The 16885-nt window shown below is 72.6% G+C and carries 16 protein-coding genes; 6 read left to right on the plus strand and 10 right to left on the minus strand.

The window, feature by feature from the left end:
* Nucleotides 1-108 precede the first annotated feature (108 nt).
* Nucleotides 109-783, plus strand: a complete 675-nt coding sequence (locus tag AB0I89_RS23325; RefSeq protein WP_357130374.1) for a permease prefix domain 1-containing protein — start codon at nucleotides 109-111, stop codon at nucleotides 781-783.
* Between the two features lie 12 nt (nucleotides 784-795).
* On the opposite strand, the gene AB0I89_RS23330 is transcribed toward AB0I89_RS23325, so the two are convergent.
* Nucleotides 796-1137, minus strand: coding sequence for a helix-turn-helix transcriptional regulator (locus AB0I89_RS23330; protein WP_357130377.1), 342 nt, complete (start codon nucleotides 1135-1137; stop codon nucleotides 796-798).
* Nucleotides 1138-1297: 160 nt separating this feature from the next.
* On the opposite strand from AB0I89_RS23330, the gene AB0I89_RS23335 reads away from it, so the two are divergent.
* Together AB0I89_RS23335 and AB0I89_RS23340 are read left to right on the plus strand one after the other, a co-directional pair.
* Nucleotides 1298-2269 carry a DNA primase gene (locus tag AB0I89_RS23335; protein ID WP_357130380.1) on the plus strand — a complete coding sequence of 324 codons (972 nt, stop codon included), beginning with the start codon at nucleotides 1298-1300 and terminating at the stop codon, nucleotides 2267-2269.
* A 39-nt stretch (nucleotides 2270-2308) separates the two neighbouring features.
* Complete coding sequence (locus AB0I89_RS23340) at nucleotides 2309-4717, plus strand: transposase (protein WP_357130434.1); 2409 nt, start codon at nucleotides 2309-2311, stop codon at nucleotides 4715-4717.
* Between the two features lie 237 nt (nucleotides 4718-4954).
* On the opposite strand, the gene AB0I89_RS23345 is transcribed toward AB0I89_RS23340, so the two are convergent.
* The 4 genes from AB0I89_RS23345 to AB0I89_RS23360 all read right to left on the minus strand — a co-directional run bounded on the left by AB0I89_RS23345 (nucleotide 4955) and on the right by AB0I89_RS23360 (nucleotide 10020).
* Nucleotides 4955-5548: an ATP/GTP-binding protein gene (locus tag AB0I89_RS23345; RefSeq protein WP_334628720.1), complete on the minus strand. Its 594-nt coding sequence runs from the start codon at nucleotides 5546-5548 to the stop codon at nucleotides 4955-4957.
* Between the two features lies 1 nt (nucleotide 5549).
* Entirely contained in the window at nucleotides 5550-5927 is a 378-nt protein-coding gene (locus tag AB0I89_RS23350; RefSeq protein WP_357130437.1) for a DUF742 domain-containing protein, read from the minus strand.
* Nucleotides 5928-6025: 98 nt separating this feature from the next.
* A complete protein-coding gene (locus tag AB0I89_RS23355; protein WP_007455462.1) occupies nucleotides 6026-6430 on the minus strand; it encodes a roadblock/LC7 domain-containing protein in 405 nt (134 codons plus the stop codon).
* Nucleotides 6427-10020 carry a nitrate- and nitrite sensing domain-containing protein gene (locus AB0I89_RS23360; protein ID WP_357130383.1) on the minus strand — a complete coding sequence of 1198 codons (3594 nt, stop codon included), beginning with the start codon at nucleotides 10018-10020 and terminating at the stop codon, nucleotides 6427-6429. The genes AB0I89_RS23355 and AB0I89_RS23360 overlap by 4 nt, the downstream gene beginning before the upstream one ends.
* Before the next feature lie 503 nt (nucleotides 10021-10523).
* Between AB0I89_RS23360 and AB0I89_RS23365 the strand changes: the two genes are divergently transcribed.
* Complete coding sequence (locus AB0I89_RS23365; RefSeq protein ID WP_355048938.1) at nucleotides 10524-10841, plus strand: hypothetical protein; 318 nt, start codon at nucleotides 10524-10526, stop codon at nucleotides 10839-10841.
* Nucleotides 10842-10847: 6 nt separating this feature from the next.
* Here AB0I89_RS23365 and AB0I89_RS23370 read toward each other — a convergent pair whose 3' ends face one another.
* Nucleotides 10848-11921, minus strand: a complete 1074-nt coding sequence (locus AB0I89_RS23370) for an adenosine deaminase (protein ID WP_357130386.1) — start codon at nucleotides 11919-11921, stop codon at nucleotides 10848-10850.
* Nucleotides 11922-11965: 44 nt separating this feature from the next.
* Nucleotides 11966-12379, minus strand: coding sequence for a PPOX class F420-dependent oxidoreductase (locus tag AB0I89_RS23375; RefSeq protein WP_357130389.1), 414 nt, complete (start codon nucleotides 12377-12379; stop codon nucleotides 11966-11968).
* 59 nt (nucleotides 12380-12438) lie between these two features.
* Here AB0I89_RS23375 and AB0I89_RS23380 point away from each other — a divergent pair, with 59 nt between their 5' ends.
* Nucleotides 12439-12930 (plus strand): MarR family transcriptional regulator, encoded by a 492-nt coding sequence (locus AB0I89_RS23380; RefSeq protein WP_357130392.1) that lies wholly within the window; start codon nucleotides 12439-12441, stop codon nucleotides 12928-12930.
* A 1-nt stretch (nucleotide 12931) separates the two neighbouring features.
* On the plus strand, nucleotides 12932-13840 hold the full coding sequence (locus AB0I89_RS23385) for a putative RNA methyltransferase (protein ID WP_357130395.1): 909 nt from the start codon (nucleotides 12932-12934) through the stop codon (nucleotides 13838-13840).
* 2 nt (nucleotides 13841-13842) lie between these two features.
* Here AB0I89_RS23385 and AB0I89_RS23390 read toward each other — a convergent pair whose 3' ends face one another.
* The 3 genes from AB0I89_RS23390 to AB0I89_RS23400 form a co-directional block, all read right to left on the minus strand.
* Complete coding sequence (locus AB0I89_RS23390) at nucleotides 13843-14523, minus strand: DUF4272 domain-containing protein (protein ID WP_357130398.1); 681 nt, start codon at nucleotides 14521-14523, stop codon at nucleotides 13843-13845.
* 91 nt (nucleotides 14524-14614) lie between these two features.
* Entirely contained in the window at nucleotides 14615-15895 is a 1281-nt protein-coding gene (locus AB0I89_RS23395) for a thymidine phosphorylase (RefSeq protein WP_357130440.1), read from the minus strand.
* Between the two features lie 129 nt (nucleotides 15896-16024).
* Nucleotides 16025-16729: a cytidine deaminase gene (locus tag AB0I89_RS23400; RefSeq protein ID WP_357130401.1), complete on the minus strand. Its 705-nt coding sequence runs from the start codon at nucleotides 16727-16729 to the stop codon at nucleotides 16025-16027.
* Nucleotides 16730-16885 lie beyond the last annotated feature (156 nt).

Below are 16885 nucleotides of genomic sequence, written 5' to 3' on the forward strand. Positions count from 1 at the left end.
AACTGGCCGGCCTGCGGCGGGCCCGAACGACGACCAGCGGCGTGTTTCGGGGACGGACCAGGGTTGTCCCCGACGTGGACGCCCGCGCGCCCGTGGCAGGGTGGTGCCATGCGGCATGCGGACGACTTCCTGGTCGAGGAGCACCTGCGGGACCTGGGGTCCCGGTTGCAGGGCCCGGCGCGGTTGAAGTCCGAGCTGTTGACCGAGGCGCGTCACGACCTGCTGGACGCCGTCGACGCGTACCGCGAAAGGGGTGTGCCGACCACGGAGGCGCAGCGCCGGGCGGTGGCCGAGTTCGGCGCGCCGGCGCAGCTGTTGCCCTCCTGGCAGGCGGAGCTGGCGGTGGCCGCCCTGCGCGGCCTCTCCCTGCGGATGCTGGCCGTGGCCGGAGTCCTGGTGGCGGCCGGCGACCTCACGTGGCAGGGGTCGAGCTGGAGCGCCGGTCCACAGCCGCCCGCGGCCTACCGGCTGCTGTCCGCCTCGGTCGACTGGATCTGGGCCGGCGGGCTGCTGCTCGCGGTGACCGGGCTGCTGGTGATCTGGGCGAGCGCACGGTCGTCGCGACCCCACCTGGCGGTGGCGCAGCGAGCGGTGGGCGTCGGTCTGACCGGCACGCTGGCCCTCGGCATGGCGGCCGGCGGCGCCCTCTTCGTGTGGTCGATCGACCTGTGGGACGCGGCGCTGACCTGGCCGCCGATGATCGTCGGCATGGTGGTGGTGGGTGCGGGAAACTTCTCGCTGACGCGGGCGGCGCGCAGCTGGGTACGGGCCACCGCCCGCTGACCCGGTCGCCGCTCAGGCGGGGGTGACGGGCGCGCCGCCGGGGTCGAGGAACCGACCGACCGTCACCCGGAACTCCTGCCACCCGGCCCGCTCCCCGGCCAGCGCGCGGCGGCCGGAGTCGGTGAGCTGGTACGTCCGCCGCTCCCGACCGTTGACGGTGCTCCAGGCGCTCGCCACGTGCCCGGCCCGCTCCAGCCTGCGCAGCGCCGGATAGATCGTGCCGGTGGGCAGGTCGAGGCTGCCGTCGCTGCGTGTCCGCAGGGACTCGATGATGGCGTAGCCGTGCAGCGCCCCCTGTTCGAGGACGGCGAGCAGAAGGGCGTCGAGGTGACCGTGCAGCGACTGGGCCTTCATGTGTAGCTACGCTACTTGTCCGGCGGCCGGTCCGCCACCATCGCGCACCCGCAGGTACGAGACGTTCCCCGGCCGGCCACCGGGGTGCGGGCTCCGGGCTTCCCGAGTCGCCGACTAGGGTATGTGCCCAGAGTCACTCGCCGGTCGGAGACCCCGGTGGGTGGGCAACCCGAAGCACACGGAGGTCAGCGTGGCCCGCCAGTCGCCCCAACGGCCCGACGCCGACGAGCCCGAGCTCGACGACACCACCGGCCCGGCCGAGCCAGACGAGGCCGACGACACCCCCCGCGCGGCGGTCGACAGGTCGCTCTGGGAAGAGCTGCGGATAGACCCGGTCGAGATCGCCCTACCAGCGGGTACCGGCTTCACGCTGCGCGCCTACCGGACGGCCGGCTCGCTGACCCCGACCGACGTGACCGAGCGCGACCAGGACGACCCGTTCCTCGCCCGCCGCCAGGTCATCGAGGAGGAGGACGACGAGACGGTCGTCATCCTGGACGAGGAGCTGGCCGAGGAGTTCGCCGACGCCGACGAGGAGGAGAAGTCCTCGCGCCGTCGCCGCGACGCCGACGCCGACGGTGATGCCGACGCCACCGCCGACGAGGACGCCGACGAGGACGAGGACGCCACCGACGAGGCGGACGACGAGGAGGTGCCGGTCTTCCTCAGCCACCGGGGCAAGCTGCTGCTGTTCAAGACCCCCGAGTCGCTGGTCAGTTTCGTCCGATCCGGCGCGCCCAACGATCTGTCCCAACTGGACAGCTGGAATGAATTGTCCGAACGGGTGGAGCCGGCCGACATCGTGCCGCTCGACGAGGACACCTACGAACTCGACCTCGTCGTGGAGAACCTGCGGGGCGGCCACGACACCTGGGACTCGACCCTGCTGATCGAGGCCGGCGAGGTCGCCCGCGACCTGTCGTACGCGTTGCGCCTGCCTGCGGTCCTGGACATGCTCTCCGCCGGCTCCAGCCTCGACGACCTGGACGAGGCGCTCCGCGCCACGGCCAACGGCGGCATCGGCGCCTTCATGGGCCGGCGACGGCTGAAGAAGATCGGGGCACAAACCGCGAGTTTGGGTTGGCGCACCATTGTCGGCAAGATCTCTGCGGTGGTGGACTGGCGCGACTGACCCGTACCGGGGAGCATCAGTTGCTGGCAGTAGGAAGACCTGTCCCGGGAGGAGGACGACGCCGTGGCGCTCGTGCGCGTGTACTGCGGTCTGGCCTCGGCGGATTCGGCTGACCGACCGGCCTCGGCCGGTTCGACGCTGACGTCCGCTGTGGTCGACGACGCAGGCCGTCTGCTGCATGTCTGCGAGATCGGCGACGACGCGGCCGGCTACGCCCAGCTCGTCGCGCTGCTCGTGGAGCGGTCGGGCGGGCCGAGCGGTGCGGCCATCGCCGCCGACAGCGACGACCACACGGTCACCTCGCTGTTGAGCGCGGCGGGTCGGCCCCTGGCGATCGCCGACGACGACTCGGTGGACGACTTCGCCGAGCGCTTCGCCGACGACGACTCCCTGGAGGAGATGCAGTCACCCCCGGCTGAGCGCCGGGCCGTCGGCCTGGCCCGCGCGTTGCAGGCCGGCGCTCTCTCCGCCGTCACACTGCCCGCTCCCCGGGACCTCGCCGGCTACAAGCAGGTACTCGCCGCCCACGCCGCCCTGGCCAGCGGCCGGCACTCCGCCGCCGTGGCGCTGCGCGAGGTGCTGCGGGAGCTGTATCCGGCGGCGCTGCGCGCATACCCGGATCCGGCCGAACCGGTGTCGCTGGCCGTGCTGGACGCACTGCCCGAGCCCGGCATGCTCGGCGGCACCATTGCCCGTGGCCGCGAAGTCTCCGTCGCCGCGGACGCCATCGCCGCTCACCTCGCGGCGGACGGGGTCGCCGACGCCGAGGAGATCAACGAGGCGGTCACCGCGCTGCGGGTCGCCATCTCGGAGACGCCACGTCGCGCCGCCGTCAACCGGGCGCTCACCTCTGCCGTGGCCGAGACGGTCCGGCAGGCCGTCGCCTCCGTACGGGCCTGCGACGCGGGCTGTGAGGCGCTGGTGAGCGCGCTCAGCGCCCGCGTCAGCACCCCCGCGCCGATTCCCGGCCGCCGGGCCGCCGCCCGACGCGGCGAAGCCGTCGGCGAGCTGACCGGTCTCGCCGGCACGGGCGCGGGCAGCGGCCTGCGCTCCGTCCGACCGACCCCGACCCCCGCCGAGCCCACGCCCGTCGGTGGCCGACGCAGCCGGCCGGAGCCCGCCCCGGGCAGCTCCCCCCTGGCCTCGCCTCGACCACTCGGCCCGCCACCGGTCGCACCCGCTCCGGTCACCCCGCCACCGGTCGCGCCCGCGCCGATCGCGCCCGCCGCCGTGGCCGGCCCGCCGGTGTCCGCGCCACCCGGTCGTGCCGAGCCGCTCCCGAGCCGGATCGACGGCCCGACCAACCGGCCGGTCTCGTCGCCTCCGCCCCCGCCACCGGGGATCACCCCGATCGCGCCGACCCAGCGGGGTGCGGTGCCACCGGCCGAGGCGGGCGAACCGTTCCGGCCCACGCTGACCACCGCCGCCATCAACAGCGCTCGGGCCGAGCGGCAGCGCACGGTCATCCCGCCCCGCCCGAAGACCAACGGCGAGCGGCAGGGCCACCCGCAGCGGCCGTCGGTCCAGGACCCACCCACCGGTGGGTTCAGCGTCACCGACCTCAGCATCCCGGTGCCCGCTCCCCGGCCGGAGCAGGAGTTGTCCGCCCCCCCGGGGTCCCGGGCGAACTGGCCTCTGGTCAACAACCCGGAGGACCCGGCCGACAGCTCGCCGAACAATCCGGTCGCCTACCCGTACGGCGGTAACCGGGGCGTCGAAGCCCCGACGGACCCGGGTCGGGCCGACGGGCGGGTCACGCCACCCTGGCTGGCCGATGACCTACCCCAGGAACCTCCCATGCTGCGGCTGGTCGAGCCGCCGCCGCTGGCCGACCGGGCGCTGCGGGAAGGGCTCAACCCACCCTCGGGCGAGCCTCGCCTGGACGCTCCGCCGCTGCGGCTGGTCGACCGTGAGCAGGCCAACCGCAACGGCCGTCCGGCACCGCTGGTCGAGCGGGCCGCCGAGCACCGGCCGCCGCCCCCGGTCGAGCACCGGCCGCCGCCGGTCGCCGACGAGGGTGACGGCGACCTGCTGATCTTCGCGCAGGCCAAGTCCGCCTGGTTCGTGGGCCACGGCGACGACGAGTCCGACCTGGACTGGTCGACCACCGCCGACACCGGATGGCAGGCCGCCGAGCAGGCCGCCCGCCCCGCGGTCGGCGCCGAGACCAACGCCGGCCTGCCGAAGCGCGTTCCGCAGGCCAACCTGGTCCCGGGCTCCCCGTTGCGCGAGGAGCGTCCACTCCGGATCGTGCGGGACGCGGCGAGCCTCGCGGAGAACACCACGGGTTACTTCCGTGGCTGGCGTCGCGGTCAGGAGATCGGCGGCTTCGCGGTGGGCGGTCGTCCGGGCCGCGAGGCCGCCGGCGGTTGGGACTTCAGCCGCGACCACGGGGACCGCGACGACGACCGCGAGTACGAGTACCGGTCGGCCGGCTACCAGTCCTGAGCGCCTCGGTAGCGTCCGTTCCTCCTCCCGCCCCCACCGCCGACATGGCTGGGGGCGGGAGTGCGTTCAGGAGCGAACTCGGCGGGCCGCGCCGTCACGGGCGGCACTGCCCGCGACGCACAGAATCCTGGAAGGGCCTCTGCGGGCCGTTCCAGGATTCTTGGTCGCGCGCGTGGGTGGGCAGCATCGCCCGCCCGGTGGCGGTCGGAACCACCACCGGGCGCGAAAGCCTACCGGTCAGGCCGGGGCGACGGCGCGGGTACGACGCATGGTGAGCACGTACTCGACAAGCGAGATCAGCACGTGCTTCGTCGACTCCCGGTTACGGGCGTCGCAGGCCACCACCGGCACGTCGCTCGAGATCGCCAAGGCGTCCCGGACGTCCTGCGGGTCGTGGTACTGCATCCCGTCGAAGCAGTTGATGGCCACCAGGTACGGCAGCCGCCGGTGCTCGAAGAAGTCGATCGCCGCGAAGCAGTCGGCCAGCCGGCGGGTATCCACCAGCACGACCGCACCGATCGCACCCCGCACCAGTTCGTCCCACATGAACCAGAATCGGGTCTGACCCGGCGTACCGAACAGGTACAGGATCAGGTCACGGTCGATCGAGATCCGGCCGAAGTCCATGGCCACCGTGGTCGTCGTCTTGCCCGGCACCTGCCGGGTATCGTCGACGCCCACGCCGGCCGAGGTCATGATGGCCTCGGTGGTCAGCGGCGTGATCTCCGAGACCGAGCCGACCAGCGTCGTCTTACCGACGCCGAATCCACCGGCGATAACGATCTTCGCCGACGTCACGCGCCCACTCGGGGTCGGTGGGCGGTGCGACATGTCAGAGCCTGCGAAGTCCACTCAGCACCCTCTCCAGCAGTTCAGTGCCCACCGCGTCGTCGGAGTCGTCCAGGATGGTCGGCTCGTGGACCGCGACCAGGCCGTCCGTCGCCATGTCGGCGATGAGCACCCGGGCCACACCGAGCGGCAGCTGCATCCGCGCCGCGATCTCGGCGAGCGATTGCACGCGTCCGTCACACAGCGCGGCGATGTACTGGTGTTCGCGGCCCTGGCCGCCGCTGCCATTGGCAGTGGCCCGGCCGCGCACCGTCGTCTCGACGAGCGCCTCCAGCGCGATGTCGAGCCGGGGACGGGTTCGACCACGGGTCACGGCGTATGGACGGACCAACGCTCCGGTCGGTTCGTCACGATCGGCCATGTCGCCGCTCACCTCCTTCGCACCCCGTACCGGCTCCCACCGGTGGAACTCGTCGTCCTTGTCGTATCAGTTGCGCCGACCGCACGATCGGCGAGACGTCAGCCCAGCATGCCCGCGGCCGCGCGCGGCTGCGGGGTCAGGGCGTCGCCCACCCGGTCGACCAGTAGCGCCATCTCGTAGCCGACCTGCCCGACGTCGGAGCTTCGGGCCGCCAGCACGGCGAAGGAGGAACCATCCGAGATGGACATCAGGAACAGGAAGCCATTGTCCATCTCCACGACGGTCTGCAGCACCGCGCCTCCCTCGAAGCAGCGGGCCGCTCCCTGGGTCAGGCTGACCAGACCGGACGCGATCGCGGCGAGCTGGTCTGCCCGGTCCCGCGGCAGGTCCCGTGACGACGCGAGGAGCAGGCCGTCCGCCGAGACGGCGACCGCGTGTGCGACACCCGGCACCCGATCGGCGAAGTTGGCCAGCAGCCAACCAAGATCCTGCGTAGTTGTCATCCTTCTTGCTCCTTCTGCCCGCTCCCGGCCGCTGAGCCTGAGCCAGACTGCGAGGATTGCTGCCCTCCCGGAGTCTCCTCCGGGCTGGTCGGGTTGTCCGAGGTGCTACGCCCTCGCTGCACGCCCCGATGGTAGGCGGAGAGCAGGCCACGGACCGCCTCCGGGGAGCGCCGCTGGACCGAGGTGACGGGCTTCTCCACCGCGCCCGGCACCAGCTGCGCCATCGGCTTGCGCTTGGGCAGGCCGGTCGTGGTGGTCTCGTTCACCGGCGCCGCGCTGGCCGCTGCCGAGGCGGCACGCCAGCCGTCGTCGGCGGCGGTCTGCCAGCCGTTGCTCGGCGATTGGGGCCGGCGGTTCGGTAGGCCCTCGGCGAGGTCGGGGCGTCCGCCACCGTTCGCTGTCGACCCGTTGTCCCGCGGCGCTCCTCCGGCCGTCGGAGTGTCTGCCATCGGTGTGTTACCTGTCGTTCCGGGTGGTGTCTTGACTGCCCGACCGGTGGCATCGACCGTGGCGAACTGTTGGGTCGCGTCGCCGCCGTTCGTCGACGGCGCGGCACCGGCCTCCTCCGAACCCGGACGGCGGGTACGGAACCAGGCGGACTCAAGCTCCCGGAAGATCGGCAGCTCCATCGTCTCGTCCGCGTACCGCTGGCGGTTCTGGGCCTGCGGCTGCTGCGGTGCCGGGCGGGCCGACGACGTCTGGGCCGGCGCGGCCGGCATCGACGATACCGGCGTCTGCGGGGCAGCGACCGGCGACGCCTGCGGCGCGGGAGCCGGCGGCTGGGCCGCGGTGGTCGGCTGCTCGCCAGGGCGCGGCACCCGGGGCAGCTCCGTCGTCATGTCCAGGGCGGCGGCGAGCCGCTCGGGCACCGGCGGGGTCTGCGTGTCCCGCTCGCCGCCGGGAACCGGCGGCCAGGCCGGCGGCGCCGGGGTGCCGGGCGCCGGTGCGGGCGGGGCGGACCGGGGGGTGAAGCCGCTGAACGACTGGCCGGAGACCGGCGGCGCCGAGTACGGCTGACCGGAGGCCGGAGAGGCCGAGACGGGCGCGGCGGACACCGGCGGACCGCCGTACGGCGCACCCGAGTACGGCTGGCCGGAGTACGGCTGACCGGACGCGGGCGAGGCGGAGACCGGCGGGCCGGAGTACGGCTGGGCGGAGTACGGCTGGGCGGAGACCGGCGGCGCGGAGTACGGCTGGGCCTCCGGGCTGCTGGGCAGCTGCCGGGGGATGGTCGGCTGCTGGCCGCCGTTCGGCTCGTCGCCGGCCCGGCGCTGCGGCAGTGGGTCGATGGACTGCCCGTTGGCCGAGCGCGGGGTGAACCCGTCGCCGCCGTTGACGCCGTTCGTCGCGCTCGCGCTCGCGCCGGTCAGGTCCGACCAGGCGGGCATCGAGCGGTACGCGCCGGTGTTGGCGGGCGTACCGGAACCGTTGCGCGATGCCGGGTCGAATGGCCGACCGCCGAGGGTGACCTGGTTGCCGGACTCGCCGGGGCGCGACCCGTTGCCCAGCGCGGGCAGCGCGCCGAGAACCGGCGACGGCGGGGTGGACTGCGGACCGGCGGCGGGCAGGGCCGGCGGCTGCTGGACCCGGCCGGAGAGCGCCCGGGGCACCAGCACCGAGGTGGGCATGGTCACGTCGGCGACCGTGCCACGGTCGGACCCGGGACGCAGCTCGACGCGCACGCCGTGCCGCGACGCCAGGCGGGCGACCACGACCAGGCCCATCATGCGGGAGACGGCCACGTCCACCTGGGGCGGCGTCGCGAGCTTGTCGTTGAGCTCGTGCAGCTGCTCGCGGCTGATGCCGATGCCGCGGTCCTCCACGTAGAGCGAGGCGCGGTCACCGACCCGGCGGGCCTCCACCATGACCTGCGAGTCCGGAGGCGAGAACGCGGTGGCGTTGTCGAACAGCTCGGCGACGAGGTGCACGAGGTCGTTGACCGCGTGCGCGGCGACCTCGATGTCCCGGTCGATGACGCCGAACTCGATACGGGTGTAGTGCTCGACCTCGGACTGCGCGGCGCGCAGCACGTCGATGAGCGCCGCCGGCTCGCGCTGCACGCGGGTGGAGTCGGCGCCGGCGAGAACGAGCAGGTTCTCGTCGTTACGCCGCATTCGGGTGGCCAGGTGGTCGAGCTGGAACAGCTCGGCCAGTCGGTCCGGGTCCTCCTCGCCGCGCTCCAGCCGGTCGAGGTGCCCGATGAGGCGGTCGACCAGGATCTGCGAACGACGGGCCAGGTTGACGAACATGGTCGCGACGGAGGCGCGCAGCGCCGCCTGCTCGGCGGCCGTACGGACGGCTTCGAGGTGGACGGCGTTGAACGCCTCGGTCACCTGACCGAACTCGTCCTTGCTCCGGACCGGCAGCGGCTCGGCGATCTGGTTGGCCAACTGCACCGGGGAGAGCTGCCCGACGACCTGCGGGTCGCGCAGTCGGGCCACCGCCTGCGGCAGGCCGTACTGGGCGACGGAGAGGGCGCCCTGGCGCAGTTCGCGCAGGGACCGGGCCATCGAGCGGGCGACCAGGTACGCGAAGAGGATGGCCAGCAGCAGCATGCTGAGCAGCAGGCCGGTCTCCAGGAACACCTGGCGCTGGACGTCCGACCGGATGTTGTCGGCCTCGGCGACCACGTCACCGTCGAGCTTCGTCTCGACGGCGCGGATCAGCTTGGCGTTGGCCGTCATGGCCGATTCCCACTGGTCCGGGCCGAACGGAGCGCCGCGCATGTCGCCGGTCGTGTTGCCGTCGATCCAGCCGATGTAGTTCTGCGCCTCGCGGCGGTCACCACCGGCGACCGTCTGGTCGTGGAACTTCGCCTCGTCGGGGCTGGCCACCGCCTTGAAGCTCTGCAGCGCCTGCTGCTGGCCGGTGCCGCTGGCGATGTAGTCGGTGCGCAGCGCCGGGGTCAGCCGCTGACCACCCTGCACGCCGAGCGCGCGGTGCACGACGACCCGCCGGAGCGAGAGGAACTCCTTCTCCCGGGCGACCGCCGCCGCGGCCCGCATCCGGTCGCTCAGCTCGTTGTTGCCGGCGAGCTGGGTGGCGGAGTCCCGGATGGCGAGCAGGTCGTTGATCAGACCCTCGTACGCCTGGACCGCCTCGGCGAGCTTGAGCTTGCCGTTGAACACCTGGCTGCGGACGCCCGGCAGGTCCTTGAGGTTCTGGTCGATGCCGCCGAGCACGCCCTCAAGGCTGCCCGGCAGGTCCTCGATGTCGCCCCGCTGCTGCCGGTAGGGGGACATCGCCTGGTCAACCCGGCTGTTCGCCCGGTTGTAGGCCTCCTGGTACTGCGCCTTCGGCTGCGTCCCGGTCGCCTGCAGCAGCAGGACGGCGGAGGTCCGCTCGTCCTGGAGCTTGTCGACCAGCTCACCCGAGTAGCTCGACAGATTGGCCAGGTCGCCGGCCCGGTTGGCATTGTTGAGCGTGTCCAGGTGGTCGACGAGACCACTGGTGCCCACAACGACCGTGGCGATGGTCGGCACGATCATGATGAGACCGAGCTTGGACCAGATCGGCATGTCCCGGAGTCGACTGGCCGGCCGGCGCAGTCGCGACAGGAAGGAGCCCGCCGTCTTTGGCCGTTTGCTCACGTCACCGCCCTCGCGATTACAGCTTGAAACGCGTTGCCCCGGGCAACGCCCAGCGACCGACCCGGCGGGTCGGACCCCCGAGATTCCATCACGCCGCTCGACAAGAAGAAAGCCCAGGTTGTCACCGGCCGAGAGTGTGATGAGATGTTGATGCGATTTGATAGCAGTCCGTCTGGCCGGAGTAACTGAAGGTAATGGATCATCCCCACCGTGTTGTCCTGCTCGCCGGCCCCTCAGGCTCCGGAAAGTCGTACATAGCGCAGCAAACCGGCTTACCTGTGCTGTGCCTTGACGACTTCTACAAAGACGGCGATGACCCTACGTTGCCGCGACGAAACGGCCAGGTCGATTGGGAATCGCCGCAGTCCTGGGACGCCTCCACGGCCGTCGAAACGATTGCGCGACTGGCCCGCGAGGGACGTGCCGATGTGCCGGTTTATGCGATCGGCGCGGATCGACGGGTGGCCACCCGGCCATTTGATGTCGACGGATCGCCACTTTTCGTGGCCGAAGGGATTTTCGCCGCCGAGATCGTCGAGGAGTGCCGCCGCCGTGGGCTGCTCGCCGGGGCGTACGCGCTGCGCCGCCCGCGCGGAGCGACGTTCCTGCGCCGACTGGCCCGGGACCTGTCCGAGCAGCGCAAGGCGCCCCGGGTGCTGGTCCGGCGCGGCGTGGCCCTGCTGCGGGCCGAACCCGAGGTGCTGCGCCGCCAGACCGGGTTGGGCGCCGAGGCGGCCCGGGCCCGGGAGGTGCTGCGCCGGGTGGCCGGCCTGCTCGCCGGCCACCACACCCACCACCGACAGGACCACCCGCACGGTTGACGAGGATCAGGCCAGCAGCTTGGCGTACGCCGGCTTGATCACCTCGTCGATGATCCGCAGCCGCTCGTCGAACGGGATGAAGGCGCTCTTCATCGCGTTGATGGTGAACCACTGCAACTCGCGCCAGCCGTAGCCGAACGTCTCCACCAGCAGCGACATCTCCCGCGACATCGACGTGCCGCTCATCAGCCGGTTGTCGGTGTTGACGGTGGCCCGGAACCGCAGGTCCCGCAGCAGACCGATCGGGTGCTCGGCGATCGAGGCCACGGCACCGGTCTGCACGTTCGACGACGGGCACAGCTCCAGGGGAATCCGCTTGTCCCGGACGTACGCGGCCAGCCGACCGAGCGTGCCGTCCGGGGCGATGTCGTCCACGATCCGTACGCCGTGACCGAGCCGGTCCGCGCCGCACCACTGGATCGCCTGCCAGATCGACGGCAGCCCGAACGCCTCACCGGCGTGGATGGTGAAGTGGAAGTTCTCCCGCTGGAGGTATTCGAAGGCGTCCAGGTGGCGGGTGGGCGGGAAGCCCGCCTCCGCGCCGGCGATGTCGAAGCCGACCACGCCGGCGTCCCGGTGCCGCACGGCCAGCTCGGCGATCTCCTGCGAGCGGGCCGCGTGCCGCATGGCGGTGAGCAGCGTGCCCACCCGGATGGTCAGGCCCGCCTCGGCGGCCTGGGCGGTTCCCTCGGCGAACCCGGCCAGCACGGCCTCGACGACCTCGTCCAGGGTCAGGTCCCGCTCCAGGTGCTGCTCGGGAGCGAAGCGGACCTCGGCGTAGACGACGCCGTCGGTGGCCAGGTCCAGCGCGCACTCGCGCGCCACCCGGCGCAACGCCGGTCCGGTCTGCATGACCGCCACGGTGTGCGCGAACGTCTCCAGGTAGCGCTCCAGCGACCCCGAGTCGGCGGCCGCGGAGAACCAGCGTCCGAGCGCCTCGGGGTCGGTGGTGGGCAGCTCGTGCCCCGCCTCGGCCGCCAACTCCACGATCGTCGCGGGACGCAGCCCGCCGTCGAGGTGATCGTGCAGCAGCGCCTTCGGGACCTTGACGATGTCCTCGTACCGGATAGTTGCGACCATGCCCAGACCCTAGTCACCTGCGGCGGTCGGCCACGCCAGCCCGCTCATCCGAGCCAGCCGTAGACGCGGTCGACGGCGAGTCGCAGGACCACCCGCCCGTCGGCGACCATCGCGGCGCGGTAGTCCGCCCAGTCCGGGTGGTCGCCGCGGATCCCCCGGTAGACCTCGACCAGTTCGTCGACCTCCGCGTCGCCGGTCGCCGATGCCGGCTCGCTGAGCGTCACGGTTCCCTCGGCGACCGCGTACGCGCCGCCGTCCGGCGTGGTCACGTGGAAGCTGGCCCGGGGGTCACGGCGCAGGTTGCGCACCTTGGCCCGGTCGCCCGTGGTGGAGCAGCGGATCAGCCCGGGTTCGGCCAGGTAGTCGAGGTTCGACAGTTGGGGTCGGCCGTCGCGGCGCAGGGTGACGAGCACGCCGCGCCCTCGGGCGCCGAAGAGGTCCCACAATTTGGTTGACATGTCATCGACCGTAGGAGGCGACTCGATGACATGTCAACCAAGACGTTAGGCTGAGCGGCATGGAAGCGACCCGGTGGCTGGACGAACGCCAGGACCGCGCCTGGCGGGGCTACCGCCGGATGCGTCGCCTGCTCGACCTGGAACTGGCCCGGGAGCTGACCCAGGACGCCGGCCTGTCCGAGCCGGACTACGACGTGCTCTCCGACCTCTCCGAGACGCCGCAGGGCCGGCTGCGTCTCAGCGAACTTGCCGACCGGATGCTCTGGTCCCGCAGTCGACTCTCGCACCACCTGACCCGGATGCAGCAGCGCGGCCTGGTGACCCGGCAGGAGTGCCCGGACGACGCCCGTGGCGCGATCGTCGTGCTCACCCGGGCCGGTCGGAACGCCATCGAGGCCGCCGCCCCCGGCCACGTGAGCGCCGTCCGGCAGCACTTCCTCGACCTGCTCACCCCGGCCGAGGTCGAGGCGCTCGGCGCGTTCACCCACCGGGTCGTCGACCACCTCGCGCAGAGCCGCGCGCCCCGTCCCCGCCGGGGCCCGGAGGCCTGACGTGGACCCGCGCATCCTCGACCGGCTGAGCTGCCCGGTCTGCGGCGAACCGCTGGCCGAGACCGCCGCCGGCAACGCCCGTGCGCTGCGCTGCCCACGCCGGCACACCTTCGACGTCGCGCGTCAGGGCTACGTGAACCTGCTCACCGGTCGGGCGCCGCACGTCGGCGACAGCGCCGAGATGGTCGCCGCACGCGCGGAGTTCCAGGCCGCTGGCCACTACGACATCATCTCGACGGCGCTCGCCGCCGCCGCGACCGAGGCAGTCGCGCGGCTTCGCGCCACGCCCGCTTCCGAGGAGCCAACAGCAGGGGTACGCATCGAGCGCTCTGACGCGTACCCCCTGGTGGTGGACGCCGGCGCGGGCACGGGCCGCTACCTCGGCGCGGTGCTGGCGGCGCTGCCGGACGCCGTGGGTCTGGCCCTGGACGTCGCCAAGCCGGCGCTGCGACGCGCGGCGCGGGCGCACCCCCGGGCGGCTGCGGCCCTCGCCGACACCTGGCAGCGGTTGCCCCTGGCCGACGGTGCGGCGGCGGTGCTGCTGAACGTGTTCGCCCCGCGGAACGGCCCGGAGTTCCACCGGGTGCTCGACCGCGCCGGCACGCTGCTGGTGGTGACGCCCGCCGACGAGCACCTCACCGAGTTGGTGGACGCCCTACGCCTGCTCCGGGTGGACCCGGACAAGGCCGACCGGGTGACCGCCACCCTGGGCGGCCACTTCACGCCGGTCAGCTCGACCGTGCACCGCGCGGAGCTGACCCTGACCCGGCCGGAGATCGCCACGCTGGTCGGGATGGGTCCGAGCGCCTGGCACACCGACCCGGCCGCGCTCGCCGAACGGCTGGCCGCGCTGCCCGAGCCCGCCCGGGTGTCCGTGGCGGTCCGGCTGGACGCCTACCGGCCCCGCTGACCTCAGGTCGAGAGGTCGACCTCTTCCCAACCGGGCGGCTCGTCGTGGTACGGCCCGCGCAGGATCACCGCCCACTCCAGCGCCCAGCGCCGCTGCCCGATCGCGTTGGCGTCGACCAGGCCCGGCAGGGGGCGACCGTTGCGCTCGGTCTCCAGGTACGCCCAGTCCAGGCAGTAGTGCAGGTCGAGCAGGGCCGCCGCGTCGGCCGGATGCTGCGGCGCGGCGAGGATGCGGGACTGCCAGCGCCCGAAGGTCTCCCCCTCGGCGATGTGCGGCAGCCGCTCGACCAGCCGATCGTCCACCGCCAGGGTGGGGTCGAGCTGCTTGCTCAGCCCCAGCACCCAGGCCAGCGCGAAGAGCGCGTCGTGGTGCAGCACGAACGAGCGGTGGTCACCCTTGCCGCCCATCACGAACTGCCACTCGGGTGGGGTGACCATCTCGACCAGGTGCGAGCCGAGCAGCCAGCTCATCGCCGCCTGCGGGGGCATCCCGAAGCAGCGGGCCAGGATGAGGTGCAGCACGGCGATCCGGGCCTCGATCTCGGCCCGGGGACGCAGCTCGATCGCGTCACCCGGCTCCCACACGAGCGGAAACTGGGCCGGTGGCAGCGGCAGACCGAGCCGGGACAGCTCGTCCAGGCTCGCCTCGCGCACCTCGCGCGGGTCGGGGGCAGGTACGGTCACGGGGCAACTTCCTGTCTGCACGCGACGCCTTTGGCCTGCGACAATAGCGCTCCCAGGTGACTGGCACCACGCCGGCCCGACCCCGGCCCGGTCAGCCGATCCGCTCGATGACCAGCGGTGCCGCGCTCGGCGCGGTCGGCGCAATGTGCACCGCGCGACTTGCCTCCGCCAGAGCCGCCGGAATTCGGGTCGAATCCTCCGCGCGCAGCTCGTAGAGAGGGTCGCCGGCCCGCACCGCGTCGCCCGGCCGCCGGTGCAACACCACACCGGCCGGCACGCTGACCGGATCCTCCTTGCGGGCCCGGCCCGCGCCGAGCCGCCAGGCCGCAACCCCCATGGCGTACGCGTCGACGGCCGCCACGTATCCGTCCCGGTCGGCCCGGACCACCTCGACCTCGGGGGCGGCCGGCATGGGCGCGTCCGGGTCGCCGCCCTGCGCCCGGACCATCGCCCGCCAGGAGTCCATCGCCCGCCCGTCGCGCAGGGCGGCCTCCGGGTCGGCGTCCGGCAGGCCGGCGGCGTCGAGCATCTCCCGGGCCAGCGCGAGGGTCAGCTCCACCACGTCGGCGGGGCCGCCCCCGGCCAGCACCTCGACCGACTCGGTCACCTCGACCGCGTTGCCGATGGCCAGGCCGAGCGGGGTCGACATGTCGGTGAGCAGAGCGACCGTCCGGACGCCGTGCGCGCCACCCAGCTCCACCATCGTGCGGGCCAGCTCGCGCGCCTGGTCGACGGACTTCATGAAGGCGCCCGAGCCGACCTTGACGTCGAGGACCAGCGCGCCGGTGCCCTCGGCGATCTTCTTGCTCATGATCGAGCTGGCGATCAGCGGGATCGCCTCGACGGTGCCGGTCACGTCGCGCAGCGCGTACAGCTTGCGGTCGGCGGGAGCCAGCCCCGCGCCCGCCGCGCAGATCACCGCGCCGACCTCGCCGAGCTGGCTGATGAACTCGTCGTTGGTCAGCGCGGCCCGCCAGCCCGGAATGGACTCCAGCTTGTCCAGCGTTCCGCCGGTGTGCCCGAGGCCGCGCCCGCTGAGCTGCGGAACGGCCGCTCCGCAGGCGGCCACCAACGGGGTGAGCGGCAGGGTGATCTTGTCGCCGACGCCGCCGGTCGAGTGCTTGTCGACGGTGGGACGCCGGACGGCCGAGAGGTCGAGCCGCTCACCGCTGGCGATCATCGCGGCGGTCCACCGGGCGATTTCCGGGCCGGTCATGCCGTTGAGCAGAATGGCCATGGCCAGCGCCGACATCTGCTCGTCGGCGACGACCCCGCGGGTGTAGGCGTCCATCACCCAGTCGATCTGCGCGTCCGACAGCACACCCCCGTCCCGCTTGACCCGAATAACATCAACAGCAGCAAAACTCATCAGAAGATCTTCCTAGTTCTCTGGGGAACCGGCCGCGTTCCGTTAGCAGGTCAGGGATTGGGCCGACGTGCCCGGCGGAGGGATCAAGCCTGACCGCCCGGAGCCGGGCACGGTCGGCCCAATCCCCAAAGCTCAGCCCCAACGAACCGGGATCTCCAGAGGCGGCTCCCCCTCGCCGGCCCAGAAGATCGTGCCCTTCTCGTCCACCACGACGACCCGGGGCGTCCGGGCCATTCCCCAGGTGATCGCCTCGGCGGGATCGTCCCAGCTCGGCGCCTCCTCCAGCACACCGGTCTCGGCGCCCGCGTCGTCCCCGGCCGACCGCTCCCAGTACGCCGTCCAGACCTGCCGCCCGGCGGACATGTCCGGGTGCACGAAGACGGTGCCGCGACCGCGCCAGGCGGCCAGCCGCTCCGGGACGACCGGCACCGGCGTCTCACCGGTGACCGCCTCCAGGTCCTGGACGCCGAAGGCGTGCGGCAGCAGCTCGGCCATCCGCAGCGGGCGGGTCTTCGTCTCGATCAGGCACTCCGGGCCGCCGTTCTCCCAGAGGAGTTGCCGGCACCGGCCGCACGGCATCAGCGGCTCGCCGGTGGCGTCGACGCAGGAGAGCGCGACGAGCCGACCGCCACCGGTGGCGTGCAGGCTGGACACCACTCCGCACTCGGCGCAGAGCGTCACCCCGTACGCGGCGTTCTCCACGTTGCATCCGACCACCACACGACCGTCGTCGACCAGCGCGGCCGCGCCGACGGGAAAGGTCGAGTACGGGGCGTACGCGTGCCGCATCGCCTCAACGGCGGCAGCGCGCAACCGCGCCCAGTCAATGTCGCTCATAGCACCATTCTCCGGAAAAACCCCCAACCCCTGCAGCGGTGATCAAGAGGTTTGCGTCAGGAACGGCGATGTTCCTTTAGCCAACCACATTTTAAACAAAAAGAAATTTGGGGTGATGACAGGGAGTTTTTGTTGTACGGGGGGGGGGGGGGCCCG

Origin of the sequence: Micromonospora sp. NPDC049801, from assembly GCF_040656575.1 — a bacterium.
Taxonomy (GTDB): Bacteria; Actinomycetota; Actinomycetes; order Mycobacteriales; family Micromonosporaceae; genus Micromonospora.